Annotated in this window: 27 protein-coding genes; 12 read left to right on the forward strand and 15 right to left on the reverse strand. The window is 71.1% G+C overall.

Going from position 1 to position 25,847, the window contains the following annotated elements; all coding sequences use genetic code 11:
• Window positions 1–3: 3 nt before the first annotated feature.
• Entirely contained in the window at window positions 4–1,017 is a 1,014-nt protein-coding gene (locus tag HNR30_RS07050) for an FAD-dependent oxidoreductase (protein ID WP_181608804.1), read from the forward strand.
• A 102-nt stretch (window positions 1,018–1,119) separates the two neighbouring features.
• Here HNR30_RS07050 and HNR30_RS07055 read toward each other — a convergent pair whose 3' ends face one another.
• The 7 genes from HNR30_RS07055 to kduI are packed head-to-tail and all read right to left on the reverse strand — an operon-like array spanning window position 1,120 to window position 8,719.
• Window positions 1,120–2,610: an aldehyde dehydrogenase family protein gene (locus tag HNR30_RS07055; RefSeq protein ID WP_181608805.1), complete on the reverse strand. Its 1,491-nt coding sequence runs from the start codon at window positions 2,608–2,610 to the stop codon at window positions 1,120–1,122.
• An 11-nt stretch (window positions 2,611–2,621) separates the two neighbouring features.
• Entirely contained in the window at window positions 2,622–3,614 is a 993-nt protein-coding gene (locus HNR30_RS07060) for an ABC transporter permease (protein WP_181608806.1), read from the reverse strand.
• Window positions 3,614–5,080 carry a sugar ABC transporter ATP-binding protein gene (locus HNR30_RS07065; protein WP_181608807.1) on the reverse strand — a complete coding sequence of 489 codons (1,467 nt, stop codon included), beginning with the start codon at window positions 5,078–5,080 and terminating at the stop codon, window positions 3,614–3,616. The genes HNR30_RS07060 and HNR30_RS07065 overlap by 1 nt, the downstream gene beginning before the upstream one ends.
• Entirely contained in the window at window positions 5,077–6,033 is a 957-nt protein-coding gene (locus tag HNR30_RS07070) for an ABC transporter permease (protein ID WP_181608808.1), read from the reverse strand. Before HNR30_RS07070 ends, HNR30_RS07065 begins: the two co-directional genes overlap by 4 nt.
• Window positions 6,030–7,115, reverse strand: coding sequence for a sugar ABC transporter substrate-binding protein (locus tag HNR30_RS07075; RefSeq protein ID WP_181608809.1), 1,086 nt, complete (start codon window positions 7,113–7,115; stop codon window positions 6,030–6,032). Before HNR30_RS07075 ends, HNR30_RS07070 begins: the two co-directional genes overlap by 4 nt.
• Before the next feature lie 36 nt (window positions 7,116–7,151).
• Entirely contained in the window at window positions 7,152–7,910 is a 759-nt protein-coding gene (locus tag HNR30_RS07080; RefSeq protein WP_181608810.1) for an SDR family oxidoreductase, read from the reverse strand.
• Window positions 7,907–8,719 carry a 5-dehydro-4-deoxy-D-glucuronate isomerase gene (gene kduI, locus HNR30_RS07085; protein WP_181608811.1) on the reverse strand — a complete coding sequence of 271 codons (813 nt, stop codon included), beginning with the start codon at window positions 8,717–8,719 and terminating at the stop codon, window positions 7,907–7,909. Before kduI ends, HNR30_RS07080 begins: the two co-directional genes overlap by 4 nt.
• A gap of 81 nt (window positions 8,720–8,800) precedes the next feature.
• Between kduI and HNR30_RS07090 the strand changes: the two genes are divergently transcribed.
• Both HNR30_RS07090 and HNR30_RS07095 read left to right on the forward strand, forming a co-directional pair.
• A complete protein-coding gene (locus HNR30_RS07090) occupies window positions 8,801–9,601 on the forward strand; it encodes an IclR family transcriptional regulator (protein ID WP_312894272.1) in 801 nt (266 codons plus the stop codon).
• Window positions 9,602–9,620: 19 nt separating this feature from the next.
• Complete coding sequence (locus HNR30_RS07095) at window positions 9,621–9,845, forward strand: tautomerase family protein (protein WP_181608812.1); 225 nt, start codon at window positions 9,621–9,623, stop codon at window positions 9,843–9,845.
• 458 nt (window positions 9,846–10,303) lie between these two features.
• On the opposite strand, the gene HNR30_RS07100 is transcribed toward HNR30_RS07095, so the two are convergent.
• Together HNR30_RS07100 and HNR30_RS07105 are read right to left on the reverse strand one after the other, a co-directional pair.
• The gene (locus HNR30_RS07100) at window positions 10,304–10,978 is read right to left on the reverse strand and encodes a dihydrofolate reductase family protein (protein WP_220133187.1); all 675 of its coding nucleotides are present in this window, start codon (window positions 10,976–10,978) and stop codon (window positions 10,304–10,306) included.
• Window positions 10,979–11,079: 101 nt separating this feature from the next.
• Window positions 11,080–11,532: a MarR family winged helix-turn-helix transcriptional regulator gene (locus tag HNR30_RS07105; protein ID WP_181608813.1), complete on the reverse strand. Its 453-nt coding sequence runs from the start codon at window positions 11,530–11,532 to the stop codon at window positions 11,080–11,082.
• Window positions 11,533–11,626: 94 nt separating this feature from the next.
• On the opposite strand from HNR30_RS07105, the gene HNR30_RS07110 reads away from it, so the two are divergent.
• The 3 genes from HNR30_RS07110 (at window position 11,627) to HNR30_RS07120 (ending at window position 14,656) form a co-directional block, all read left to right on the forward strand.
• Entirely contained in the window at window positions 11,627–12,466 is an 840-nt protein-coding gene (locus HNR30_RS07110; protein ID WP_181608814.1) for an alpha/beta fold hydrolase, read from the forward strand.
• Window positions 12,467–12,610: 144 nt separating this feature from the next.
• A complete protein-coding gene (locus HNR30_RS07115) occupies window positions 12,611–14,056 on the forward strand; it encodes a serine/threonine-protein kinase (protein ID WP_181608815.1) in 1,446 nt (481 codons plus the stop codon).
• Between the two features lie 174 nt (window positions 14,057–14,230).
• Window positions 14,231–14,656, forward strand: coding sequence for an ATP-binding protein (locus HNR30_RS07120; RefSeq protein ID WP_181608816.1), 426 nt, complete (start codon window positions 14,231–14,233; stop codon window positions 14,654–14,656).
• Window positions 14,657–15,123: 467 nt separating this feature from the next.
• Here the strand turns inward: HNR30_RS07120 and HNR30_RS07125 are convergent, their stop codons facing one another.
• The 4 genes from HNR30_RS07125 to HNR30_RS07140 form a co-directional block, all read right to left on the reverse strand.
• Window positions 15,124–16,101 (reverse strand): L-threonylcarbamoyladenylate synthase, encoded by a 978-nt coding sequence (locus tag HNR30_RS07125; RefSeq protein ID WP_181608817.1) that lies wholly within the window; start codon window positions 16,099–16,101, stop codon window positions 15,124–15,126.
• Between the two features lie 218 nt (window positions 16,102–16,319).
• Window positions 16,320–17,519 (reverse strand): Rossmann-fold NAD(P)-binding domain-containing protein, encoded by a 1,200-nt coding sequence (locus tag HNR30_RS07130; protein WP_181608818.1) that lies wholly within the window; start codon window positions 17,517–17,519, stop codon window positions 16,320–16,322.
• Window positions 17,516–17,899 (reverse strand): SDR family oxidoreductase, encoded by a 384-nt coding sequence (locus HNR30_RS07135; protein ID WP_181608819.1) that lies wholly within the window; start codon window positions 17,897–17,899, stop codon window positions 17,516–17,518. The genes HNR30_RS07130 and HNR30_RS07135 overlap by 4 nt, the downstream gene beginning before the upstream one ends.
• 179 nt (window positions 17,900–18,078) lie before the next feature.
• The gene (locus HNR30_RS07140) at window positions 18,079–19,047 is read right to left on the reverse strand and encodes an alpha/beta hydrolase (RefSeq protein WP_181608820.1); all 969 of its coding nucleotides are present in this window, start codon (window positions 19,045–19,047) and stop codon (window positions 18,079–18,081) included.
• Window positions 19,048–19,266: 219 nt separating this feature from the next.
• On the opposite strand from HNR30_RS07140, the gene HNR30_RS07145 reads away from it, so the two are divergent.
• On the forward strand, window positions 19,267–20,217 hold the full coding sequence (locus HNR30_RS07145) for an ABC transporter substrate-binding protein (RefSeq protein WP_181608821.1): 951 nt from the start codon (window positions 19,267–19,269) through the stop codon (window positions 20,215–20,217).
• 55 nt (window positions 20,218–20,272) lie between these two features.
• Here HNR30_RS07145 and HNR30_RS47410 read toward each other — a convergent pair whose 3' ends face one another.
• Entirely contained in the window at window positions 20,273–20,545 is a 273-nt protein-coding gene (locus HNR30_RS47410) for a hypothetical protein (RefSeq protein WP_246377202.1), read from the reverse strand.
• 11 nt (window positions 20,546–20,556) lie between these two features.
• Here HNR30_RS47410 and HNR30_RS47415 point away from each other — a divergent pair, with 11 nt between their 5' ends.
• The 5 genes from HNR30_RS47415 to HNR30_RS07170 all read left to right on the forward strand — a co-directional run bounded on the left by HNR30_RS47415 (window position 20,557) and on the right by HNR30_RS07170 (window position 25,007).
• Complete coding sequence (locus HNR30_RS47415) at window positions 20,557–21,078, forward strand: amino acid ABC transporter permease (RefSeq protein ID WP_312894273.1); 522 nt, start codon at window positions 20,557–20,559, stop codon at window positions 21,076–21,078.
• Window positions 21,079–21,080: 2 nt separating this feature from the next.
• The gene (locus HNR30_RS07155; RefSeq protein WP_181608993.1) at window positions 21,081–21,833 is read left to right on the forward strand and encodes an amino acid ABC transporter ATP-binding protein; all 753 of its coding nucleotides are present in this window, start codon (window positions 21,081–21,083) and stop codon (window positions 21,831–21,833) included.
• Window positions 21,830–22,945 carry a M20 family metallopeptidase gene (locus HNR30_RS07160; protein ID WP_181608822.1) on the forward strand — a complete coding sequence of 372 codons (1,116 nt, stop codon included), beginning with the start codon at window positions 21,830–21,832 and terminating at the stop codon, window positions 22,943–22,945. The genes HNR30_RS07155 and HNR30_RS07160 overlap by 4 nt, the downstream gene beginning before the upstream one ends.
• Window positions 22,942–24,084 carry a cyanophycinase gene (locus tag HNR30_RS07165; RefSeq protein WP_181608823.1) on the forward strand — a complete coding sequence of 381 codons (1,143 nt, stop codon included), beginning with the start codon at window positions 22,942–22,944 and terminating at the stop codon, window positions 24,082–24,084. Before HNR30_RS07160 ends, HNR30_RS07165 begins: the two co-directional genes overlap by 4 nt.
• Window positions 24,085–24,146: 62 nt before the next feature.
• Entirely contained in the window at window positions 24,147–25,007 is an 861-nt protein-coding gene (locus HNR30_RS07170) for a MurR/RpiR family transcriptional regulator (RefSeq protein ID WP_181608824.1), read from the forward strand.
• Window positions 25,008–25,055: 48 nt separating this feature from the next.
• On the opposite strand, the gene HNR30_RS07175 is transcribed toward HNR30_RS07170, so the two are convergent.
• Complete coding sequence (locus tag HNR30_RS07175) at window positions 25,056–25,847, reverse strand: MBL fold metallo-hydrolase (protein ID WP_181608825.1); 792 nt, start codon at window positions 25,845–25,847, stop codon at window positions 25,056–25,058.

Here is a 25,847-nt window from a genome sequence, read left to right on the forward strand (position 1 = left end):
GACATGAACATTGTGATCATCGGAGCGGGCATCGGAGGGCTCTGCCTGGCACAGGGGCTCAACCGGGCGGGCATCCCGGCGACCGTCTACGAGCGCGGATACGGCCAGGGCCAGGGCTGGCGCGTGTCCATCAAAGACGAAGGCAGCCAGGCGTTGCATGCATGTCTGCCCGAAGAACTGTTCAACGAGATACGAGCAGACGCCCTCCTGCCCGCGAGCCGACTCGTCTTCACCGACCATCTACTCAACCCGAAGTTCAGCAAGCCCATCCCGCCGGTCGAAGGGCACTTCGGCATCAGCAGGCAGCGCCTGCGCGACCTGTTGAAGACCGGCCTCGACGTGCGGTTCGGCCAACAGTGCGTCGGCTTCGCCGGCAACACGGCGCACTTCGCCGACGGCAGCACGGCGACAGGAGACCTCCTCGTCGGCGCCGACGGCACCCGCTCCGTGATCCGCGCCCAGTTGCTCCCCGAGGCCGCCTTCGAGGACCTGGGTACAGCCTTGTACGGCGTGACGCCCTTCACCACGCTCGACGGGGTGCCAGAAGTCCTCGTCCACACCTTCAACCGCATCACCGACCCGGCCGGCACCGCCATGGCCATCGCCACCTGCCGCCCCGGCGACTACTTCACCTGGACCATCACCCCAGCCGACGGCGCCATCGACGGCTGGCATCCGGCCGTCCGCCGCATCGTCGCCGAGGCACGCACCACCTTCCCCGTCCGCCTGCGCAGCGCCCTGCCGATCGAGCCCTGGCACGACCCGCACGTCACGCTGCTCGGCGACGCGATCCACACCATGACCCCGGGCCGCGGCGACGGCGCCAACACCGCCCTGCACGACGCGCGCCTGCTCACCACGGTCCTGTCCGAAGTCGCGGCCGGGCGGGTCCCGCTCGGCCCCGCCAAGCAGCTCTACGAGCAGGAGATGCTCTGGTACGGCTTCGCGGCAGTGGCCACCTCGCGCTCGACGCCGTTCACCCCAAGAACCGGCTCACCCCAAGGTCCTCGGTTGTGACGTGGCCGGACGCAGAAAGCCCGGACGCTCATCGAGGTCATGCGGCAGGATGCGCCGACGACTCACGCGACGTCGGGCTGACTGGGTGGCCGCCAGTGGGCTTCAGCCGATGTCGGCCACCACCGTCTTCAGCTCGGTGAAATCGTCCAAGCCGAACGATCCCAGCTCCCGCCCCCAGCCGGACTCCTTGTACCCTCCGCGCGGCAGCGTCACGTCATCGGCGTGCCAGGCGTTCACCCACACCGTCCCGGCGCGGAGCGTGGCGGCGATCCGGTGTCCACGGCCGAGGTCGCGGGTCCAGACTCCGGCCGCCAGGCCGTAGCGGGTGTCGTTGGCCATGGCCACGACCTGCTCGGCGCTGTCGAACGGCACGGCCGTCACGACCGGGCCGAAGATCTCCTCGCGTTGCACGGCCATGTCCTCCGATACGCCGGTCAGTACGGTGGGCTCGACGAAGTAGCCGACCGCCCGGGCGCGCTCGCCGCTTCCGGCGGCGGCCGCCGCGCCGGAGGCCAGGCCGCCCCGCACGTACTCCAGCACCTTCTCGTGCTGCTCGGCCGAGACGAGCGGCCCCATGTCGGCGTCGTCGAAGGTGCTGCCGAGCCGGATCTTGCGCGCCGCCTCCGCGATTCCCTTGACGACTTCGTCGTAGACCGGCCGCTCGATGTACAGGCGGGAGCCGTTGACGCAGCACTGCCCCTCGTTGAAGAACCCGGCCAGGGCCGCGCCGGCGACGGCCCGCTCCAGGTCGGCGTCGGCGAAGATGATGTTGGGCGCCTTGCCGCCCAGCTCCAGGGAGACCTTCTTCAGGTTGCCCGCCGCCGCGGCGACGATCTTCTTGCCCACCTCGGTGGAGCCGGTGAAGGCCACCTTGTCCACTCCGGGGTGGGCGACCAGGGCGGCGCCGGTGTCACCGTAGCCGGGCAGGACGTTGACCACGCCGGGCGGGAAGCCGGCTTCCAGCAGCAACGAGCCGAGCCACAGGGCGGTCAGCGGCGTCTGCTCGGCGGGCTTGAGCACCACGGTGTTCCCGGCCGTCAACGCTGGGATGATCTTGAAGCAGGCCATCAGCAGCGGGAAGTTCCACGGCACGATGGCCGCCACCACTCCCACCGGCTCGCGCCTGGTGTAGGCGTGATAGACCCGGTCGGAGGAGGACATGGGAATGGTGGTGCCCTCGATCTTCGTGGCCCAGCCGGCGAAGTAGCGGAACAGTTCGGCGGCGGTGGCGATGTCGCCGTCCCGGGCGGCGCCGACCAGTTTGCCGTTGTCGAGCGACTCCAGCTGGGCCAGGATCTCGGCATCGCGCTCGATGAGCTCGGCCATCCGCCACAGCAGTCGGCCGCGCTGCCGTGGGGTGGTCCGGCTCCAGGCCGAGCCCGGCTCGAAGGCGGCGCGTGCGGCGCGCACGGCACGCTCGACGTCCTCATCGCCGGCCTGAGCCACCTGCGCCAGGTCGGTCTCGGTGGCCGGGTCGACGGTGGCGAAGGTACGGCCGTCGGCCGCCTCCGTCCACCCACCGCCGATCAGCAGGTGCTTGGGAGAGCCCAGGAAGTCGGCGACGGCGGAGTGGAATCCCTCGGGGAGAGTCACGGGTCAGTCCTTCACTTCACGATGGAGAGTTTGGATCGGTCGATGGTGAGAGCAACGGCGCCGACGATCAGCACGCCGTACAGGATGGACTCGTAGGCGGCGTCCACCCCGGCGTACGACAGCCCGACCCGCAGGAGCGTGACGATGCCCGCGCCGACCAGCGTGCGCCACAGCGCGCCGTGACCGCCGGTGATCGCGGTGCCGCCGACGACGATCGCGGCGACGGCGGGCAGCAGCAGGCTGTCGGCCAGGGTGGGCGCGCCGCTGAAGGTCCGCGCCACCAGCAGCGCTCCGGCGAGCCCCGCGGTGGCCCCGGACAGGGCGAAGGCGATCACCTTGACGCGCGCGATCGGCAGCCCCGCCAGCCGGGCGGCGGGTTCGGCGTGGCCGATGGCGCGGACCCAGCGACCCAGCGGGGTGAAACGCATGAGCGCGGCGAGCGCCACCACGGTGGCCAGGGCGACGAGCACGGCCGAGGGCACCAGCCCGCCCAGCCGGGTGAAGGCCCAGTCCGTCGGCGTGCTGTCGGGCATCGGCACCGTCGCGGCGCCGGAGGCGAGCAGGGCGACGGCCGACCACAGGGTCATGCCGCCGAGCGTGACGACGAAGGAGGGGATGCGGAAGGCGACATGGACCAGCCCCTGGACGGCCCCGGCCACCGCGCACGCGGCGACCACGGCGGGTACGGCGGCGCCGGACAACGCCGGCACCCAGGAGGCGAGGAGCACCGAGGCCAGGGAGGCGAGGGCGGCCACGGACAGGTCGATGCCGCCGCACAGGACCACGACGGTGGCCCCGGCCGCCAGCACGGTCAGGGGCGCGGCGGAGTCGGCGAGGGTGAGCAGGCTGCCGGTCTCCAGCAGAGCGGGGGAGGCCACGGCGAGCGCGGCCAGCAACACCAGGAAGGCTGTGACCGGCATGGCGGTCACGACCACGTGGCGGCGCTCGGGCACCCGGGCGGCCAGGCGCCCACGCAGCCCGGCGACGCGAGCGGCGTCGGCCATCAGACCATCTCCTTGACCACGTCGACCGGGTCGGGCTTGGCGCCCGGCGGGGTGTCCAGCGTCACGGTGACGCGGCCCTCCTTCATCACGAGCACGCGGTCGCTCAGGGCGATGCACTCCTCCAGGCTGTCGGCCAGCAGCAGCACCGCCACTCCCGCCGCCGCCAGTTCGCGGATCAGCCGGTAGACCTCCGATTTGGCGCCGACGTCCAGCCCGCGCGTGGGATGGTCGAGCAGCAGCACCCGCAGCGAGCCGGTCAGCAGCCAGCGCGCCAGCACCACCTTCTGCTGGTTGCCGCCGGACAACGAGCCGATCGGCGTGCGGCGGTCCGGCGTCTTGATGCGCAGCCGCCCGATCCACTCCTCGACATCCTGAGGCCGGGTGTAGGGCAGGGTCATGTTGTCGGCCACCGACATGGCGCTCACCACCCCTTCGACCTTGCGCTCGGACGGCACGTAACCCAGTCCGGCCCGTACGGCTCGGCGCGGGCCGGTCAGACTGACCGCCTCTCCGTCGATCAGCACCTGACCGGCGGTGACGGCCCGCGCGCCGAACAAGGCCCGGCACAGTTCCTCGCGCCCGGACCCGTGCACGCCGGCGACCGCCACCACCTCGCCCCTGATCAGGTCGAAGGAGATGTCGGTGAAGCCCTCGCCGCACAGCCCGCGCACGCTCAGCCGTACAGAAGAGCGCTCCGGTGGACGGTGCAGGTCGTCGTGGTAGTGGCTGCCGGTGGCCTCGGCGCCGATCATCATGCGGTGCAGGCCGGCCGCGCCGGCGGTGGCGGGGTCGACCTCGCCGGCGACCTGCCCGCCGCGCAGCACGTAGACGCGGTCGGAGACCTGGAGCACCTCGTCGAGGCGGTGGGAGACGAAGACCACGGAGGCGTGCTTGCGCAGTCGTTCGATCTGGCCGAAGAGGGTCTCGATCTCTTCGGCTTCGAGCACCGAGGTGGGTTCGTCCAGGAGCACGACGGGCTGGGCACGCGTGCGCTCCTCGATGGCCAGCACCTTGGCGATCTCGACCATCTGGCGCTCGGCGAAGCTCAGCGTCTCGGTGCGCGCCATGGGGTCGACCCGTGAGCCGATCTTGTCGAGCTGGGCCTGCGCCAGCTCGCGCAGCCGCCGCCACCGGTACAGGCCCAGCCGTACGGCGGAGCCTTCGCAGCCCAGCAGGATGTTCTCGGCGGCGGTGAGGTTGGGCACCAGCGACTGCTCCTGGAAGACCATGCCGATGCCCTCGGTGGCGGCCTGGGCCACGCCGCGCAGCCGTACCTCGCGACCACGGATCCGGATCGTGCCGGAGTCGGGGCGCACGAGGCCCACCAGGGCCTTGAGCAGCGTCGACTTGCCAGCGCCGTTCTCCCCGGCCAGGCCCACGACCTCGTGCGGGCGGATCTGGAGACTCACCCCGTCGAGCGCGACGACACCGGGGTAGGCCTTGCGCAGCCCGCTGACCTCGATCACTTGACGACCTCCAGGCGGTGGCGCAGGGGCCAGAGGGTGGCGCCGACGGCGACGACGACGATCACGCCCTGGACGGCCCGCTGGACGTAAGGGCTGACGCCGATGAGGACCAGGCCGTTGGCCAGCACGGTGAGGATGAGCACGCCCACCATGGAGTGCGCGATGCCGCCCCGGCCGCCGGCGAGCTGGGTGCCGCCGACCACGGCCGCGGTGATCGCGGCGAAGCTGAGCCCGGCGCCCGCCTGCACGATGCCCGAGCCGAGCTGGGCGGTGACCATCGCGGCGGCCAGGCCGTAACAGGCCCCGGCGACGGTGAAGGCGCCCACCTTGTAGCGGCCGACCTGGATGCCCGACAGCCGCAGGATGTCCTCACCGCCGCCGATCGCCGTGGCATAACGGCCCAGCCGGGTGTGCCGCTGGACCAGCCAGGCCAGCACCACCACGGCAGCGGCCAGGTAGGTGACGCGGGTGAAGCCCAGCCAGCGCCCGCTGGCCCACTGCAGCAGCCACGGGTCGGACACGGCGGGTTGCACGCCGGCGAAGAGCACGGTCGCCACGCCCAGGCCTATCGCCGAGACGCCGAGCGTCGTCATGAACGACGGCACCTTCAGCCCGACCGACAGGGCGCCGCTGAGGCAGCCGAAGGCCGCGCCCAGCGCCACGACGAGCAGCACCCCGAGCGGGCCCAGGTCGAGGGCGGTGCGGCTGTTGGCCACCAGGAGCGAGACGGCCAGGGCGCAGGCGCCCATCACCCCGGCCGCCGACAGGTCGATGCAGCCCAGCAGCAGGACGTAGGTGGCGCCGATGGTCACCACCGCCAGCACCGCCCCGGCGTCCAGGAGGTTCTGCAGGTTGCCCAGGGTGCGGAACTGCGGTGACAGGACGGCGAAGACGGCGGCGAGCGCGAGCAGCGCCGCCGTCGGGCCGTAGGTCTGGAGTCGATCTGCGGTCACGAGATGGGGCCCGTGGCGCGCTTGAAGAGGTTGGCGCACTCGAACTCGGCCGGGTCCACCTTGGGCGTGGCGAACTGGGCGGCGTTGTCCTTGGTGATGAGGAACTGCTTGGCGAAGAACGCCCTGGTCGGGATCGTGGAGACGTCCAGCTGGCCGGTGGCGGCGCAGTAGCCCATGGCCAGGCCGATTCCGCCCTGCCAGGGTCCGTCGCTGGAGACCGTCGCGGTCATGGTGCCGCCGCTGACGGCCTTGATGGCGTCGGGCACCGCGTCGATGCCGACGACGGCGACCTTGCCGCTCTTGCCCGCCGCCTCCAGCGCCTGGAGCGCGCCGAGGGCCATGTCGTCGTTGGCGGCCCAGATGCCCTTGATCGCGTCGCCGTGCTTGGTCAGCAGGGTCTTGGTCAGGGTGAGCGCCTTGGCCCGGTCGAAGTCGGCGGTCTGCTGGTCGAGCAGGGTGACCTCGGGATGCTCGGCCAGAGCCGCCTGCAGTCCGGCGAAGCGGTCCTTGGCCGCCGCGGTGTCGAGGATGCCCTGCAGCGCCACGATGCCGCCGTTGCCGCCGATCGCGGTGATCAGCGCGTGGGCGATCTGCTTACCCGATTCCTTGCCGTCGTAGGTGATGTGCGCGATCCACTTGTCGTAGTCGGCCGGCTTGAGGTCGGCGGGTTTGTTCCACTGGGTGACCACGTAGGCGCCGGCGGCCTGGGCCTGCTTGACGATGGGGGTGGTGTCGGAGTCGCCGTTGGGCAGCACGTTCAGCACCGAGCAGCGCACGTTGCCGGTGGCCAGGACTTGGCGGATCTGCTCCTGCTGCTTGGCCGACTCGCCGTCGTAGGTGAGCCGCTGCTGGGTCAGGCTCACCTTCTTGGCGAACTCGTCGCCGCCCTGCAGCCATGCCGCCTCGTACGGGTTGGTCTGGTTGCGCACCTGGCCGATCAGCTTGACCTCTTCAGGCTTGCAGGCGCCGCCGGGTGCCTGCGCGGCGGTGGTGGCGCCGCTGCCGGAACCGGTGCCCCCGCACGCGGTGAGCAGCAGGGTGCCGGTGGTCAGGAGGGCGAGCGTGGCGCGGAAGGTGGTCATGGGGGGTGTCGCCTCATCTCAGATGTTGTGCGGGGATCAGCGGGCGGTCCAGCCGCCGTCGACGACGAGGACGTGTCCGGTGACGTAGTCGGAGGCGCCGGAGGCCAGGAAGACGGTGGCGCCGACGAGATCGTCGGGCTCGCCCCAGCGTCCGGCGGGGATGCGGTCGGTGATGGCGTGCGCGCGGGTCGGATCCTCGCGCAGGGGGCGGGTGTTGTCGGTGACGATGTAGCCGGGCGCGATGGCGTTGACCTGCACCCCGTGGCCGGCCCACTCGTTGGACAGGGCACGGGTGAGCCCGGCGATGGCGTGCTTGGTCGCGGCGTAGGAGGCGACGTTGAGGCCGCCCTGGAAGGACAGCAGGCTGGCGACGTTGATCACCTTGCCGGACCGGCGGGAGATCATCGGGCCGGCCAGCTGCTGGGTGAGGAAGAACAGGCTGTTGAGGTTGACGTCGAGGACGTGCGCCCAGTCCTCCGGACGGATGTCGGCCGCCTGCCGGCGGTCGATCACCCCGGCGTTGTTGACCAGCACGTCGACTCGCTCCTCGGCGGCCAGGCACGCGGCCGTGGCGCGCACCTGGCAGGGGTCGGACAGGTCGAGGTCGACGACGCGGACCCGGCGGCCGAGCTTCTCCGCGGACTGCGCGGTGCCGTCCTGGGCTCCCGTACGGCCCAGCAGCACCAGATCGGCGCCCGCCTCGGCCAGGCCGAGCGCCAGCGAGCGCCCGATGCCCCGGCCCGCGCCGGTGACCAGCGCGGTCCTGCCGTCCAGCGAGAACAGGGCAGCCGTCACAGCTGCTCCAGCGGCACGACCTGGAGATCGCCGTAGTCGGTGTTCTCCCCGGCCATGGCCCACACGAAGGCGTACGGCCCGGTGCCCGCGCCGGCGTGCACCGACCACGCGGGGCTGATCACCGCCTGCCGGTCGGCGACGAGCAGGTGGCGGGTGGCCCCCGGGCGGCCGAGAAGGTGGATCACCCGGTCGTCCGGCGAGAGGCCGGTATAGAGGTAGATCTCGGTGCGCCGGTCGTGCAGGTGGGGTGGCATGGTGTTCCACACCGAGCCCTCGCGCACGACGGTGACGCCGAACTGCAGGCGGCAGGAGGGATGGCCGCCGCCCCACACGTAGCGGTACAGATCTCGCCGGCTGGCGCGATCGCCGTCGCCGAGCGGCAGCGGCTCGACGCTGTCACGGCTGAAGCGGGCGGTGGGGTGGACCGCGTCCGCTGGTGCGGAGACCAGCAGGTAGCAGGCGCCCTCGCCGCCGAGCAGCACGTGCGAGCCCCGTCCGGCGTAGAGCCCGTCGAGAGTGCCCAGCTTGTGGGCGCTCCCGTCCACGATCACGTCTCCCGGCTCGCCCAGGTTGACCACGCCCAACTCGCGCCTGCTCAGATGCGCGTCCGTGCCGAGCGCCTCCCACGCGGGGATGGCCAGCGGCTCCTCCAGCGGCGTCGCCCCCGCGACGACCATCCGGTCCTCATGGGTGTAGACGCCTCTGACCTCGCCGGGGACGAACAGGTCGGTCACCAGGTAGCGATCGCGGAGCTCGGCCGTGGTGGCCGTTTCCACCGAGTCGGGCGCGGTGGCGTGGCGGATCTCCATGGCCGATCTCCTTGACATATTCATGTACCTGAACGAGATTCATGCATCAGGATCACGGTGGATGGCCAAGGAGTCAAGCATGTGGATGAGATCCTGTATTCTGAACGCATGGGCGAGAACTCAGGGGGGACCCAGCCGGTCAAGTCCGCGGCGCGAGCGCTGGACATTCTCGAAGACCTGGCGGCCAACGGACCCGCCTCGCTCCACGTCCTCGCCACGCGCATGGGCCTGCCCAAGAGCAGCCTCCACGCGCTGCTGCGCACGATGCAGGCTCGCGGCTGGATCGAGACGGACGCCACCGACACGCTCTACGCGCTGGGCATCCACTCGCTGCTGGTCGGCTCGGCCTACCTCGACGGCGATCTCATCGTGGGCCGCACGGCGCCGCTGCTGGACGAGCTCGCGCGGGCCACCGGGGAGACCGTGCACCTGGCCAGGCTCGAAGGCGGTCATGTGGTCTACACGGCCAAGCGCGAGTCGGTCCACCCGCTGCGAATGTTCTCGGCGGTCGGCCGCCGCCTGCCGGTCTACTCCACCGCACTGGGCCGGGCGATCCTGGCCGAGATGGACGACGAGCGGGCCAGGGCGCTCCTGCCGGCCGTGCTGGACCCCGTCACCCCGCACACCAACACCGATCCCGAGCGGCTGATCGGCCTGCTGGCCGAGGTCCGCCGCGATGGCTACGCCGTCGAGCACGAAGAGTCCTGCATAGGGCTGGCCTGCATCGCCGTCGCGTTGCCCTTCACCCAGCCCGGCCGCTACGCCATCAGCGTCTCGGTGCCCCTGGCCAGGCTCGACGACGAGTCCCGCAAGAACGTCGTCGAGCAGTTGCTGGCGGCGCGGCAGAGCTTGGAGCATCAGCCGTTCTCCCGCAAGTCCTGATCCCCCGGAGGGACGCTCCATGCCCAACATCACCGTCGAGCTGCTGCGTGGCCGCACCATCGACCAGCGTCGCGAGTTCGTCGAGGCCGTCACCCAGGAAGCCGTCGCGATCCTCGGCGCCCGCCGCCAGGACGTCCGCATCGTCTTCACCGAGATCGGCGGCGACGACGTGGCCAACGGCGGCGTGCTGGCGATCGACGACAGCTCCCGCGCGGAGGTGCTGGCCCGCCACAGCCAGTCCTGAGGGCGGGCTTCTGTCTGCCTGATCCCACCATCCCGACCTGGACGACGACCGGTTCCTGTGCGGGGTTAACCTGATGCGGGAGCTCGCCTGGCCGTACAAGTTGAGCCGTGACGTGGCGCCCCAACCGTCGGCGTGGCCGATCAGGGCGCGGTACTCCCCGGCCCGAGGGACACTCGCGGAGGAGGCCACCTGATCGCCCACGTTGTCGAGACCGCTCTGCCATGCGGCCCGGATCTGAAGACCTGCCCCCGTTCAAGCACGCGGGCCAGCCGGCCGACCCCGCCGACAAGATGACGGCGCTGCCGTACAAGGGCAGCCCCGTCTCGGCGCGCGTGTACGGCCGGCAGGAGGTCTACGAGCACGCCAAGAAGATCACCGGTACGGCCGACGACGTCCATGAGCTCTACTGCGCGGGCGCTCCACCTTCGTCGGCGGTGACGCCATCGCCTAGAAACAGATCAGATGACGGGAACGGAGCGCCGGTAGATCAGGTGTGTCACCCCGACGCCGACGATCACCTCGGGGTCGCCGAAGTCGACCGGCGCCTTCCCGACGCCGTCCAGCATGCGTACACCGCCGCCGAGCACGACCGGCACCAGGTCCAGCCGCAACTCGTCCAGCAACCCCAGGTCCATGGCTTGGCCGACCAGGCTTCCCGGGCCGACGCCGACATCGCGCGCACCGGCGGCCGCGACCGCCTGCTGAATGGCCGACTCGACGCCGTCGGTGACGAACGTGAACGGAGTGACGGTATTCACCCAGCCCGCGGGTGGCCGGTGGGTCACCACGAACACGGGCACGTCCCCGATCGGATGCGACCCGCCCCATCCACCGGTCAGATCGAACTGGCCCCGGCCGACCACCAAGGCCCCGGTGCGCGCCATCGTGTCGCGCAGGTAGCCCGCCGTTCCGGCCGAGGTGCGGTAGGTGAGCCGGTCGGGCTGCGCCGACGGGGTCTCTACCTCACCAGCGGTGCACCACGCGAACAGGCGGTCGAACCCCGAACCGCCCGGCCCCGCGATGAACCCGTCCAGGGACACCGATGCCTGCGCAATGACCTTGCCCATTTTCGCCTCCGCCTCGTCGATCATGCCGTTGTGCCAGGAGAGACCGCGCGCGGGCGGAAAACTCATCGGCTGCGGCCAACATTGTTGAGAGAACCGGTGGTTCCTGCCGGAGGCGCCGACGGTGCGGTCCGGCAGTCAGCTCAGCCGCTGGATGATGCGGCACACGGTCAGTCGCGCAGGCGGCTGAGCGCCTGGGGAGACAGGTTCCGGGCGAGTTCCTCCAGGAGGGCGATGATCTCGGCGACCCTGGACGGGTCGTCGATGGCCAGTGCTTTGGCCAGGGCTGCGTCGATGGGGGCCGAGCGGATCTGCTCCACGCGGCTGGAGATCTCCGGGGCGGGTTGGATAAGGAGTCGTCGGCGGTCGCGGGTATCGGGTTCCGTGACGACGGCGCCCGCCTCCCGCAATCGGGCCACCGCCGTCGACACGGCGCTCTGGGGCAGGCCGGTGCGGGTGACGATCTCGCTGATCGCGCTGCCGGGGTGCGTGCGGATGTCGCTGACCACGATCAGCACGGTCCGGGCGCTTCCGGGCTGGTCGCCCAGCCCTTCGGTGGGCAAAGACTGTTCGCCGATCTTCATCAGGGTGCGCCCCAGCAGGAACAGGTCCACTCCGTTCATGTGATCGAGATTACATCAAAGAAGATGCATCAAGATTGATGTATCAATAATGATGGAATATGGTGATCGCGATCCAAGGCGAAAGGACCCTCCCATGAGCACGACCACCGACTACCTGTCCGTCCCGGGCGCCAGCCTCTACTACGAGATGCGCGGCAACGGCCCCACGCTGCTGATTTCCCAGAGCGGAGAGGGCGACGCGGCACGCAGCGCCGATCTGGTCGAGCGGCTCGCCGACGCCTACACCGTGATCACCTACGACCGGCGCGGCCTGTCCCGCAGCACCCTGGACCACCCCGGCAGCGCTGCGACGATGACCGAGCATGCCGACGACGTCCACCGGCTGCTGGCCGCCGTCACCGACGAACCGGCGGCCATGCTCGGCTGCAGCCTGGGCGCGGTCATCGGCCTCCACCTGGCCCTGCGGCACACGGGGCAGCTCAGTACCCTCATCGCGCACGAGCCGGTCGCGCCCCGCCTGCTGCCCGTTCCGGACCGAGCCCGGCATGAGGCCGAGCTGGCCGAGATCCAGCAGCTCTACCGGGAGCAAGGCCTCGCGCCGGCGCTCAGGGCGGTCGCCGACGTCCTGGGCATCGACCCGGCCAACCCCGACGCCGAGCCCGGCCTGACGCCGCAACCCATGACCTCGCGGCGAATCGCCAACTTCGGCTTCTTCATCGAGAACGACTTCACCGCCCTGATCAACGACACGCTGCCGGTCAACGACCTGGCGCACACCCCAACCCGTATCGTTCCCGCCGCCGGCCGTACCACCCCGCGCGCCGTCTTCGACTACCGCTGCGCACAGGAGCTGGCGACGCTGCTCGGCGCCGAGGTCGCCGAGTTCCCCGGCGGCCACAACGGCAACACCACCCACCCCCGCGCCTACGCCGCCCAACTGCACCAGATCCTGCAGACGGCGAAGGTTGGATGACGTTCGCTCTCCCGATCCGCTCCGTACCCCGTCACCGAGATATCCGTGTATTTGGGCCTGTGCCGTGATGGTGATCTACGGCATGATGCCCGGACACGATAAGGCCGGGTATGAGACGACGTTGATCGGGTAGATCGCGGACCTATGTCAGATTCCGAGCGCTTTCAGGGGTGGCTGCTGGCCGGCCGCTACCGGCTGCAGGCCGAGCTGGGCCGAGGCGGCATGGGCAGGGTCTGGCGCGGCCATGACGAACTGCTGGACCGGCCGGTCGCCGTCAAAGAGGTCACCCTGGACCGGCGGCCCCAGCCGGAACGTGAGGAACTGCTGGGCCGGACGATGAGAGAGGCCCGCCTGGCCGCTCGGCTGTCTCATCCGCACATCGCCGCCGTCTACGACGTGGTGGTGGTCGACGAACGGCCCTGGATCGTTCTACAGCTGGTCAGCGCTCCCACCCTGGCCGACGTGCTGACCGGACAGGGTCCCCTGCCACCCGCCACGGTGGCCCGGATCGGGCTTCAGGTCCTGCAGGCGCTTCAGGCGGCTCACGCGGCGGGCATCGTGCATCGTGACGTCAAGCCCGCCAACATCCTGCTGGACGCCGACGAGTATGTGATGCTGACCGACTTCGGCTTGGCGGCCAGCGCGGAGCCGGCAGGACACCTCGATGAGGGTCTTACCCGCGAGGGTCTGGTGGTCGGCACCCCCGCCTACATCGCTCCCGAGCGTGCCAGAGGTCAGGTGCCGGCCCCGCCCAGCGACCTGTGGTCCCTGGGTGTCACGCTGTATCGGGCGGTGGAAGGCCGCTGCCCGTTCGGGCAGGGCAGCGTCATCGCCACCCTGAGCGCCGTGCTGACCGCTGCGCCCGCCCCGTTCAACCTCGCGGGGCCGCTGGCACCGCTGATCGCCGGCCTGCTGGCCAAGGACCCCTGCGAGCGCACCAGCGTCGAGGACGCCCTGACGCAGTTGCAGCGCCTCAGCGCTCCGTCGCTGGAGCAGATGCCCGTCACCGGCGCCATGGCCCTGGCCCCGGTAGCCTCTGCATCGCCCATGGAAGAGGCGGCGGAGGGGTCCTCCCAGTCGAAGGCCTCCCGGCATCTCACCCCGGCTCCCGCACTCGACGCGGCCCCCATGGTCAGCCCTGTCGGCCCCGGCACCGCGGCAGACCTCGAGCCGGCGACGGACCCGATCGCGGAACCGGCTACGAGGCCGGAAAAGCGTCGGCGAGGGACCATGGACGTGAGGTTCGCAGCCGCGGTGGCCGCGTTGGTCGTCGCTGTGCTGGCGACCACCTTCTGGCACAGTCAGCGCCTCGGCCCGGCGGTCGTGGCGCAGCCGATGCCAACCCCCATGCCGGCATCCACCGCTCCACCCGACGACCCGGCGCCTCTTCCATCGCCTGCGGTCCTGCAACCGGTGCTCGTGCCCGTCAACCGCAGCACGCCGGCCGCCACTCGGGAGCAGGACCCGCCGCAGGCCAGGACCATGGTGAGCATCGGCAAGAACGGCAAGGTCAAGCAGGGATCCAAGGAGGGCTGGCCGGCCGAGGGCAGCGGCAGGCCGGCCAAGAGCAACGGCAAGGGCCAGAAGTGAACGCCCCGCCGTTCGCGGACTCGGTGACCTGCCGGTGCGGCCCGAGCCATGCCCGGTGCGATAATGCGGGTTTGTTACCTCCCGAGGTGAGGTGACGACGCCTTCGTGGGCAGAGCATCCTCAGGGCGTCACCACACGGCGGCGAGCCGACGGTGTGACCGGCTGGGGGCAGCGATGCAGGACACCGGGCTACTTCAACCATCCGGCCCCGCCGGGGAAGCGGTTGCTCGCTTCACCCTGGCCCGGCTCTCATCCGTCCGAGCCTTCGCCGCCGACAGCGCTCGCTCCTTCGGCATGAAGGCCTCGGCCTTGCCGGACGTGCTGATCGCCATCAACGAGATCGTCACCAACGCCGTCACCCATGGCCAGGAACCCGCGCAGGTGCGGATGTGGCGCGAGGCCGACGACCTCGTCGTCGAGGTGCACGATGGCGGTCGCTGGACAGACGCCGCGCAGCTGTCCGACCGGCCACCTGACCTGCCGGCCGACACCTCGCCTGGCGGTCGCGGTCTGTGGATCGCTCGCGCCGTCGCCGATCTGGTCATGGTGGGCACCGGTGACACCGGCACCCGCGTCACGTTGAGATTCACGCTGGCCTGAACGCACCTGACCACGAATGCCATTTACGCGGCGCCCAGAGCACCCGGAGGCCACGGTGGCCTTCTCGCAACGGGACGCAGGCGGCGTCACCATCTCGTCGCTCAGCGGCGAGCTGGACGCAGCCCGCGAGCCGGCCTTGCGTGCAGCCGTGGAGGAGGTGCTGACGCGACCCGATGGACGCCTGGTCATCGGCTTGGCATCGGCGACGTTCACGGACTCCCTTTCCCTCAGGCCTCGGCCCACATCATCGGCTCGGCCGTCCACGGAAAGCGGAGAGTGCGCCTCTTCAGCCGCGATCCGCTGGCCCGCCACGCGGAAAGCGGTGACATCCGGCCGGTCGTGGACACGGTCCACCCACTGGCCGCCATCGCCGGAGTCATCGGGCGTTGGAGGCGTGCGCGGCAAGCACGTCATCAGCATCGGATGACACATCTGAGCAGTCGACGTCTCTCCGCCGTGGAGCGTGCTCAGTCGGGGAGCCGGGGCCCCGCGGCGCGGAGCAGCCGGTTGGCGATCGCCAGGCCCAGTCCCTCCTCCACCGGCAAGGACGCGACGATGAGGTCGCACCCCCGCTGGTCGAGCTCGCGCAGGAACCCGTAGAGCCCCCGCGCGTAGGCAGTCGTCGAAGCGGGGACCGCGACCACGGCGTGCGCCTTCACCGCGGCGTCGGCCAGGGCGGGAGGAAGCAGCACACCCACCCGGTGCCCCAGCTCTTGCGCCAGCTCCGCCTCGATGATGACCTTCTCGGGCTCGACCAGAACCACCCGCGCGCGCGGCGCGTAGTGCGAAGGGTGCTGGCCCGGCACCCGGACACGGCTCGTGGAGTGAACCGCGAGCGCCCGCCCCAGCACGGCCTCGAGGTCTTCGCGTGTCACGCCGCCGGGCCGCAGGATGCTGGGCGCGTCGCCGGTGGCGTCGACGATGGTCGACTCGACCCCCACCTGGCACGGGCCGCCGTCCAGCACGAAGTCGACGGCCTCACCGAGCTCCGCACGGACGTGGCCGGCCGTGGTGGGGCTGACCGAGCCGAAACGATTGGCGGACGGCGCCGCGACGCCTCCGGCGAAGGACGACAGCAGCGAGAGCGCGATCGGGTGATCGGGCACCCGTACGGCCACGGTTTCCAGCCCGCCGGTGGCCGCGAGGGACACCCGGCGGCCACGCCGCAGGACCAGCGTGAGCGGCCCCGGCCAGAAGTGCTCGGCCAGCAGACGCGCGCTCGCGGGCACCTCCGCGGCCCAGTCGGCCAGGTGCTCCGCGCCGGCGAGGTGGACGATCAGCGGGTGGGTGGGCGGGCGGCCCTTGGCCTGGAAGACGCGCGCGACGGCTGCGGGGTCTTCGGCGTTCGCGCCCAGACCGTAGACCGTCTCGGTCGGGAAGGCCACCAGGCCTCCGGCACGCAGGAGATCGGCCGCCGTCTCGATGTCATCGGTTGTTGCCCCCACCGCGCCATTCTCTCACTGTTCCTCGCGCCTCATGCCCTGATCATGTCAACGCGGGGCGTGCGGCCGTCGAGCTGCCATGCCTGCCGTGCGACCGCTAGGCCAGGTTCGATGACGCCGCCATGTGACCTATGCCTCTGGGCGTGCACGGGGCGCTGCCGGTCGATGGTCGCCCGTGGAGACGCGTCCCGGGACAGGAAGCCCTCGCAGCACCGGCGCGGTTACTGTCGGCTGCCGGGTGCGTGATCGTAGACCGGGAGGACCAGGGCGGTGTTCGCGGCGCGGCCCTCCGCACCCGAGGGCAGGGCCGTCTGGGCGCGCAACATCGCGTTGCGCGCGTCGAGGCGCTGCCGGGTGCGCGGGGCGACCACGCCGCCGCCCTCGGTGGCCAGGGACTGGTTCTGCTCCACGAAGCCGCGGACAGTCTTCTCGTATGCGGCGAAGGCGGTGGTGTGGTCGTCGTGGGAGGCCAGTTCACCGGCCAGGACGTAGGCGCCCACCAGCGACACGCTCGACCCCTGGCCGGACATGAAAGAGGTGGCGTAGGCGGCGTCGCCGACCAGGGCGACACGGCCGGTGGACCAGACCGGCATGTGGATCTGGCTGACGACGTCGAAGAACAGATCGTCGGCCGCCCGCATCGCCGTCACCATCCGCGGGATCTCCCACACCGTGTCGGGGAAGATCGAGGCGACCAGGTCGCGCTGTGCCTGCGGGGTGCGGAAGGCCGCGAAGGGCGGGTCGTCCTGGGCGAAGGTGAGGAAGCCGTGCATCGGATCGCCGGGCTCGTGCGCGTAGAGGGCGGCCGCTCTGCCGGGAACGTTCCACAGCACCCCCTCGTGGGAGAGGCCGAGGTCGTTGGGCATGGTGAAGCCGGCGAAGCAGAAGCCGAGATAGCGGTGGTAGAGCTCCTCCGGGCCGAAGGCCAGGGCGCGGGTATGGGAGTGCAGGCCGTCCGCGCCGATGACCAGGTCGAAGTCTCGCCGTACGCCGCTGGCGAAGGTGACCCGCATCTGGTTGCCGCCGTCGTCAAGACTGGCGATGGAGTCGTTGAACAAGAACTCGACCCTGTCCTTGACCAGGCCGTAGAGGCTGTCGCCGAGGTCGCCCCTGCGGACCTCGAGGTCGAGTCCCTCGGCGCCGCCGGTGAAGGTCTCCGGGCGCAGGCCGGCCAGAACGCCGCCGCCGGGGTCCAGGAAGGTGATCTGGCGGGTGTCGACGTGGAGTCGCCGCAGGCGTGGGAGCAGGCCCATGCGTTCGACGACGTCGCGGGCGGTGCCGCGGATGTCGACGGCGTAGCCGCCACCACGGAGGTGGGAGGCCTTCTCCACGACGGTCACGTCGAAGCCGTAGCGGTCCAGCCAGTACGCCAGAGCGGGGTCGGCGATGCTGGCTCCGGAGATGAGGATCGTGCGGTTCATGAGGTGCCTTCCCTGTCAGGCATGGCGGCCGTCGGGGTCGAGGTGGACCGGCCGGCCTTCTGGGGGACCACGGGGTTGCGCTCCGCGCCCTGCAAGGAGAGCAGAACGACCTTCCGTACCCCCAGGCGGCGCGCCGCCTCCATGGCGGGGAACATGTCACGGCCCACGTTGGAGATCTGCGGCGGCCTCATGAGGAACATCCGGTCGACACCGTCGAACGCCTCGGCGAACGTGGACGGTTCTGTGAAGGAGAACCGGACGGCGCCGGGGCCCTGCGGCCGGGTCATCGCCTTGCGGACGACGGCGCCTGCCGCCTCGAGCTCCGCGGCCACGTGCCGGCCGACGCGTCCGGTCGCCCCGGTGACCAGAACATCCCCCATGAGATCACCGTAGGAAGCCGAGCTCGCTCAGGTCTCGATGCCCACCCGCTCGTGACGCCGAACTGGCGGACACCTGACCTTGGGCATGAACAACCGCTCTCGGCGTCCGTGCCGGTCGCCGTCCGGCTGTGGAGGGGCAGGCGACCGGCTCGTGGTGACAGGGTTCGGGCGCAGGCCGGTCAGCCGAGTGTCTGGATCACGCCGGAGCTTCGCAGGCTCTCGTAGGAGGCCCCGCCGGGGTAGAGGTCCGGATCCGGTGAGCCTGTCAGGTAGCCGGTCGCCCAGCCGGTGGCCAGTCGTTGCAATGCCGCGACATTCTGCGCCTGGGGAGTTCCGCAGGTGAGCTTGCCGATGCCGTCGGCGCTGGCGCCTTCGGCGTCGGTGTGCGCTCCGCTGACCAGCCGCACCCCGAGGAACGGCTTGTGGATCTGCGCGATCAGCTCCGCCGTACCGCTGGCGTTGCTGTTGCACGTGTACGGCGGCGAGGAGATGGCCTGGATCGGGAGCGGCGTGTTGTCGAGGTGGTTGAGTGCGGCGCCCAGATTGTTGCCGACGGGTGATTTGACCGGGTCGAGAAGGATGAGTCCCGCCAGGCGAGGCCAGGCGGCGGGATAGTCCGAACGTAGCTCCTGGGCCACGTAGCTGACGGCTTCACCGCCGGCGGAGTGCCCGGCGAAGACGTACGTGGCCGGCAGATTCAGCCCGGAGCGCCCCGCTTTGGCCTTGGCGTCGGCGAAGCTGCGGCCGAGCTTGTCGCCGGGATCGGCGGCCTTGCCGAACAGGTCGGCGACGTTGTGGAGAAAGTCGGTGTTGTTGCCCGTGTTGTTCACCGTGCAGCCGAACAGGTCGGCCGAGGGCAGGGTGGGTGCGAAGACCAGCCAGCCGGCCGCGGCGTAGGCGCGGGCCAGGTCGTCCAGGTGGTCGTTGGACCGGCTGAAGCCGTGCTGGAGCCAGAGCAGTCCCTGGGGGTTGCCGCTGGGGAAGAACCAGTCGCTGCTCTGCCGGTAGTTCAGGAAGGCGCAGCGGATCTCCACCGTGTTCTCGATCTTGGTGGCGGCGGCGCGGGCGTGAGCCGGGGGTGCCGTCGCCAGAGCGGCGGCGGTGAGCAGGACGGCCAACGGGGCGGAGATGGAGCGGGGGATGCGCATTGGGCGTCTCCATGCCTAGGCGTTTCGCTGAAGGAAACGATGTTGCCTATCGTGTAACGCCAATGTGAAGCGATCTGCCGCGCCCGTCAATCCGTGATCTCCGTCATAGAGCCCAACCCGAGCTGGTCGGGCAGCCGATCTGTAATGTCCAATACATATTGGCTTTGAAACGAGTTATCTGTAATGTCTGCGTCACTCCTTCTCCTGACGAGGTGTGACATGCGCAGACCTTCCCTCCTGCTCGCCTGCCTGGCCGTCCTCGGCTCCGCCGTGGCCTGCGGCGGCGCGGCCGAGCCCGCGCCCGCCCAGCCCAGCGCGGCGGCTCCGGCTCCCGTCCAGACCGTCGCCGGTGTCGCCATCGCCGCTGACCCCGCCCTGGCCGCCCTGCTCCCCGAGCGCATCCGCAGCGCCGGCAAGGTCCGGGTGGCCACGGACGCGCCCTATCCGCCCTTCGAGATGTTCGTCACCGAAGGCGGCAAGGAGCTCACCGGCATCGACTACGACCTCGGCCAGGCGCTCGGCGCCAAACTCGGCGTGCCGTTCGAGTTCGGGCTGCAGAAGTTCGACGGCATCATCCCCGCCATCCAGGCCGGGCAGTACGACGCGGTCATGTCGGCCATCACCGACAACAAGGAGCGCCAGGCGGTGCTCACCTTCGTCGACTACTCCGTCTCCGGCACCGGCATCCTGGTCAAGAAGGGCAACCCGGACGGCGTCTCCACCTACACCGACCTGTGCGGCAAGAGCGTCGCCGTCCAGGCGGCCACCAACCAGTCCAAGCTGGTCGACAAGTGGCAGCAGGAGTGCAAGGCGGCGGGCGAGCCGGAGATCTCCAAGAAGGAGTACCCGAAGGACACCGACGCCCAGCTCGCCATCAAGGCCGGGACGGTCGTGGCGTCGCTGCAGACCAAGCCCGCCGCCATCCACACCGCACGGACCGCCGAGGGCGGCGCCGCCTTCGAGGCGGTGGACGACCCCTCCGCCCTCGGCGGCTACCACGCCTCCCCGAACGGCATCGGCGTCGCCAACAAGGACCGGCAGCTGGCCGAGGCCATCCAGAAGGCGCTCCAGGCCCTGATGGACGACGGCACGTACGGCAAGATCCTGGCCACCTACGACGCCGAGTCGATCGGGCTGAAGACCGCCACCATCAACGCCGCCGTGGACTGACCGTGACGCTGACGGACACCTCCGCGAGGCCGACCACCGTCGTCCCGGTGCGCCACTACGGCCGCTGGGTCTCGGCCGCCGTCGTCGTGCTGCTGCTGGCGGCCGTGGTCACCTCACTGGTGCGCAACCCGAACGTCGGCTGGCCCGTCATCGGCCGGTACCTGTTCGACCCGGTCATCCTCGAAGGCCTGGTCACCACGATCTGGCTGACCGCAGCCGCCATGGCCATCGGCCTGGCCGGCGGCGTGGTGGTGGCGGTGATGCGCCTGTCGGCCAACCCGGTGCTGTCGATGACGGCGGCCGCGTTCGTCTGGCTCTTCCGCGGCACCCCCGCTGCTCGTGCAGATCCTCTTCTGGGGCTTCTTCGGCATCTTCTACCCGGAGATCGACCTGGGCGTGTGGTCGGCGCCGGCCAACGAGGTGATCACCCCGATGGTCGCCGCGCTGCTGGCCCTCGGGCTGAACGAGACCGCCTACGCCGCCGAGATCATCCGCGGCGGCATCCAGTCCGTCGACCGCGGCCAGAACGAGGCCGCCCACTCCCTGGGCATGACCCCGGCACTGACCATGCGCCGGATCATCCTGCCTCAGGCCATGCGGGTGATCGTGCCACCGATGGGCAACGAGACCATCAACATGCTCAAGACCACCGCCCTGGTCTCCGTCATCGCCGCCGCCGAGCTGATGACGCAGGTCCAGCGCATCTACAGCCAGAACTACCAGACCATCCCCCTGCTCATCGTGGCCAGCCTCTGGTACCTGGTCCTCACCTCCCTGCTGTCGATCCCGCAGGCCTACCTGGAGCGCAGGTACGGCAGGGGCACCGGCGTGACCAGGCGCCTGTTCGGAGGTGTGCGATGACCATGGTCGCGGCCGAGGGGGTGCGCAAGCGCTTCGGGTCGTTGGAGGTGCTCAAGGGCATCGACCTGGAAGTACGGCATGGCCAGGTGCTGTGCCTGCTCGGCCCGAGCGGCTCGGGCAAGAGCACCTTCCTGCGCTGCGTCAACCACCTGGAGAAGATCGACGCCGGGCGGCTGAGCGTCGGGGGCGAGCTCGTCGGCTACGTCCGGCGCGGCGACCGGCTGCACGAGCTGCGCGAGAAGGACATCGCCCGCCGGCGCCGCGACATCGGCATGGTCTTTCAGCGCTTCAACCTCTTCCCCCACATGACCGCCCTGCAGAACATCGTCGAAGCGCCGATCCGGGTGCGCGGCGAGGCGCGGGCCTGCGCCGTACGGCACGCCCGCGAGCTGCTGGAGCGCGTCGGCCTCGCCGGCCGCGAGGACAGCTACCCGGCGCAGCTGTCGGGCGGGCAGCAGCAGCGGGTGGCGATCGCCCGCGCGCTGGCCATGCGTCCCAAGCTCATGCTGTTCGACGAGCCCACCTCGGCGCTGGACCCCGAACTGGTCGGCGAGGTCCTCGACGTCATGCGCGACCTGGCCGCCGAGGGCATGACCATGATCGTCGTCACCCATGAGATCGGATTCGCCCGCGAGGTCGCCGACGTCGCGGTGTTCATGGACGACGGCGTCGTCGTGGAGTCGGGCGATCCGCGCACGGTGCTCACCGACCCCTGCCACGAACGCACCCGCGCGTTCCTCTCGAAAGTGCTATGAACGACATCCTCTCCGCCTTCGTCCGCGACCTGCGCACCCTGGTCTCCATCGACTCCGGCTCCTACGACGCGGCCGGTGTCAACAAGGTGGCCGACGTGATGGCCGACCGGCTGGGCGACCTCGGCTTCACGATCGAGCGGACCACGCTCAGCCCGGACCTCGGCGACCTGGTCGTCGGCCGCCGGCCCGGCAGCGGGCCGCGCGTGCTGCTACTGGCCCACATGGACACGGTTTTCGGGCCCGGCACGGCCGCCGTCCGGCCGTTCCTGATCCAGGACGGGCGCGCCTACGGTCCCGGCGTGTGCGACGACAAGGCCGGGCTGGTCGCCGGGTTGCTGGCGGCCGCCCTGGCACCCGAGGCCGAGCTCACCTTCTGCTGCTCGCCCGACGAGGAGATCGGCGCCCCCGGCAGCCGCGAGGCGATCGAGAAACTCGCCCGCGAAGCGGACTACGTGCTCAGCCTGGAGTGCGCCCGGGAGAACGGCGACCTGGTGATCGCCCGTAAGGGGATCACCGACGTCACCCTCACCGTGCGGGGCAGGGCCGCCCACGCCGGGATCGAGCCCGAGCGCGGCGCCGACGCGGCCCTGGCCGCCGCCCACCTGGTCGTCGGCCTCGACCAGCTCGACGGCCTGGCGCCCGGCGTGACCGTCAACGCGGGCGTCATCCGGGCCGGGACGCGCCCGAACGTCGTCGCCGCCGAGGCGGTCATCGAGGTGGAGGTCCGGGCTCATGCCGTACGCGACCTCGACGCGGCGCTCGCCGCGATCGACCGGCTGGCCGCGCGCTCACCCGTGCCGGACACAAGCGTTCTGGTCGAGCGCGCCGCCGCGTGCCCGCCCATGGAGGCGACGCCCGCCTCCCTGGCCATGCTCGCCCTGGCCGCAGACATCGCCGCCGAACTCGGCTTCCCCCTGGCCGGAGCGGCCACGGGCGGGATCGGCGACGCCAACCTGGCGTCCGGCACCGGCACTCCCACGCTCGACGGCCTCGGCCCGGTCGGCGGCGGCGACCACTCCGACGACGAATGGCTCGACCTGTCCAGCGTCGAGCCCCGCATCACCCTCCTCGCCTCCCTGATCAGGCGCCTACCCCCCACGGAGAACCCATGAGATCCCTCGTCACGATCGTCGCAACGCTGGCGTGCTTACTGACCGGCCTGCCCGCCTCGGCAAGCACGCCCGGCGCCCTCATCCTCATCGGCGGCGCGCTGTCCGACGACAACAGCGCCGTCTACGGCGAGATCGTCGCCCGCTCCGGCGGCGCGCACGCCCGCATCGGCGTGATCACGACAGCGTCCTCCGACCCGTACGGCACCGCGGAGGACTACATCGCGCTGCTCAAGCAGTACGGCGCCGGCCAGGCCGTCCACGTGCCGGTGACGAGCGACGCCCCGCAGAAGGCCGAGGATCCGCAGCTCGCGCACATGGTCACCGGCCTGACCGGGGTCTTCTTCGGCGGCGGCGACCAGTGGCGCTACGTGCGCACGCTCATCCGCCCCGACGGCTCCGACACCGCCGTCCTGGCCGCGATCAGGTCCGCGTACGCCGACGGCGCGCCCGTGGCGGGCACGAGCGCCGGCCTGCACTTCCTCAACGGGCCCGACATGGTCACCGGCGGCGACTCCTACGAGGCGCTGCGCGACGGCGCCAAGGTGGGCTACTTCGACGATCCGGCCGTGCTCGGCTACCACCCGGCCGGCGGGCTCGGGCTGTTCACCGCCGGGCTGCTCGACAGCCACTTCTCGGCCCGCGGCCGCCAGGGCCGAGCCGTACGGCTCGCCGCCGACACCGACCACGACCGCGTCTTCGGCGTGGACGAGGACACCGCCCTGGTCGTCACCGGCTCGACGATGCGCGTCGTGGGCCGCCAGGGCGTCAGCGTGCTCGACCTGCGCCGCGCCACCGGCTCCGGGCGCGAGGTGTCGGGAGTGCGCTGGTCCTACCTGACCTCCGGCGACCGCTACCACGCCGGCACCTGGACGACTCGCCCGGCGCCCGGCAAGCTGCCACTGGTCCCGAGAGCCGGGAACGCCGAGCCGGTGGCCGGCGTGTTCGGCGAGGACACGCTGCGCACGCTCGCCCTCGACCTGGCCGCGGCCCGGCGGCAGCTCAAGGCGCGAGGACGCACCGAGCAGAGCAGCCCCGCCTTCGTCGTGGAACTGACCAAGGCTCCAGGATTCGCCGCCTTCGGCTCCGATGGCCGGGTGGCCTCCTTCGCGGGGCTGCGGCTCGACATTCACGCCGGCTGACCACATGATCGACGGGCCGCCTCCACACGGCGGCGGCCCGTCCGGAAGGAGTTCGACCAGGGATGCCACGGCTCAGCGACATCATCAAGGAGCGCCTGGGGGAGTGCAGCCCCGCCGAGCGCAAGGTCGCCCGAGCGTTGCTGGCCGCCTATCCGGCCGCAGGCCTGGAGACCACGGCCAAGCTGGCCGACCGCGCCGGGGTCAGCGCGCCGACCGTCCTGCGCTTCGCCTCCCGGCTCGGGTTCGGCAGCTTCGCCGACTTCCAGGAGAGGCTGCGCGCCGAACTCGGCGGCCGGGAGGCCTCACCGGCCTCCCTCTACGACGCCGGAGGCTACGGCTCACGTCCCTCCTCGGCGGCCGAGCTGCTCCACCTGGCCGGACAGAGTCTCGGCAGCGCGGTGGCCGACACCTTCACCGACCTGCCGCCCGACGACCTGCAGGCTGGCGTCGACCTGCTGGCCGATCCCGGACGCCGCATCCTGGTGGCCGGTGGCCGCTTCACCGGGCTGCTCGGCCGCTACCTCGCCCTCCACCTGGCGCAACTGCGCGGCAACGTCCACCCGCTGTCGGAGATGGCCGTGGAGCGCGCCGCCACCCTGGCCACCGCCGGCCGCAAGGACGTGCTGGTCGCCCTCGACTACCGCAGATACGAGCCGCCGACGCTGGAGCTGGCCCGATACCTGCGCGACCAGGGGGCCAGGATCGTGCTGCTCACCGACCCGTGGTTGTCGCCCATCGCCCCGATCGCGGACGTGGTGCTGCCCAGCAGGGTCGGCTCGCCCTCGCCGTACGACAGCCTGGTGCCCGCGCTGGCGGTCATCGAGACGCTCATCGCCGGAACGCTGACGGCGCTCGGCCCGGCCGGGCACGACCACCTGCGTCGCAACGAGGAGGTCGCGCGCGCGGCCGGCCTGTACGGGTGAGGCGCACGCCCGGTGCGACGCGGCCCCCGTCGCTCATCCCCGGTGAGGTCAGACCTGGAACTGCGTCGCCGTACCTCGCGGGAGCCACTGGAACAGGCCCCTGATCTGTTCCGGTGCCCGCGCCAGGTCGCGCTCGACGCCGTCGCGGCCCTGCCGGAAGTGCGCCCAGCCCTCGTAGTGGACCGGCAGCACCGTGCGCGGGGTGAAGGTCTGGCACAGCCGTACGGCCTGGCGCCCGGTCATGCTGTACCGCAGCGGCCCGGTCAGGGGGAAGCCGACGCCGCCCAGGTGGAGCAGCACCGTGCTGGGCCGGATCGCGGCGGCGGCCCGGCGCAGCGCCCGATGGTCGACGGTGTCTCCGGTGATCCACAGCGGCCCGTGGGCCTGGCCCGGCCAGCTCAGGGCGAAGCCGATCACCTCGCCGGTGATCGGGCGGCTCAGCGGCGGCCCGTGCCGGCAGGGCGTGGCCAGGATGTCGATGGGCGGGCGGCCGGGCGCTTCCAGGCGGGTCGACTCGCCGGCGCGCAGACCGCGAGCCTTCATCGGGAGCGACCGCGCTCCCGGCCGGGTGGTCACGACGGTTCCCGCGCCCGGCAGCAGGGCCCGGCCGCCGCTGTCGAGATTGTCGCCGTGGTGGACGTGGGTGAGCAGGATGGCGTCGATGGGTGGCAGATCGGCGGCGCTCACGGCTGGTCCGGTGAGTTTGCGTGAGGAGGTGCCCCAGCCGAAGGAGTAGGTCTGCCCGGGAGCGTCGAAGGTGGGATCGGTGAGCAGGTGCCAGCCGCCGAACTCGATGAGTACGGTCGGCCCGCCGATATGGGTGAAGTGGACGTTCGTCAT

Source organism: Nonomuraea soli, from assembly GCF_013761175.1.
In the GTDB taxonomy this organism is placed as follows: domain Bacteria; phylum Actinomycetota; class Actinomycetes; order Streptosporangiales; family Streptosporangiaceae; genus Nonomuraea; species Nonomuraea soli.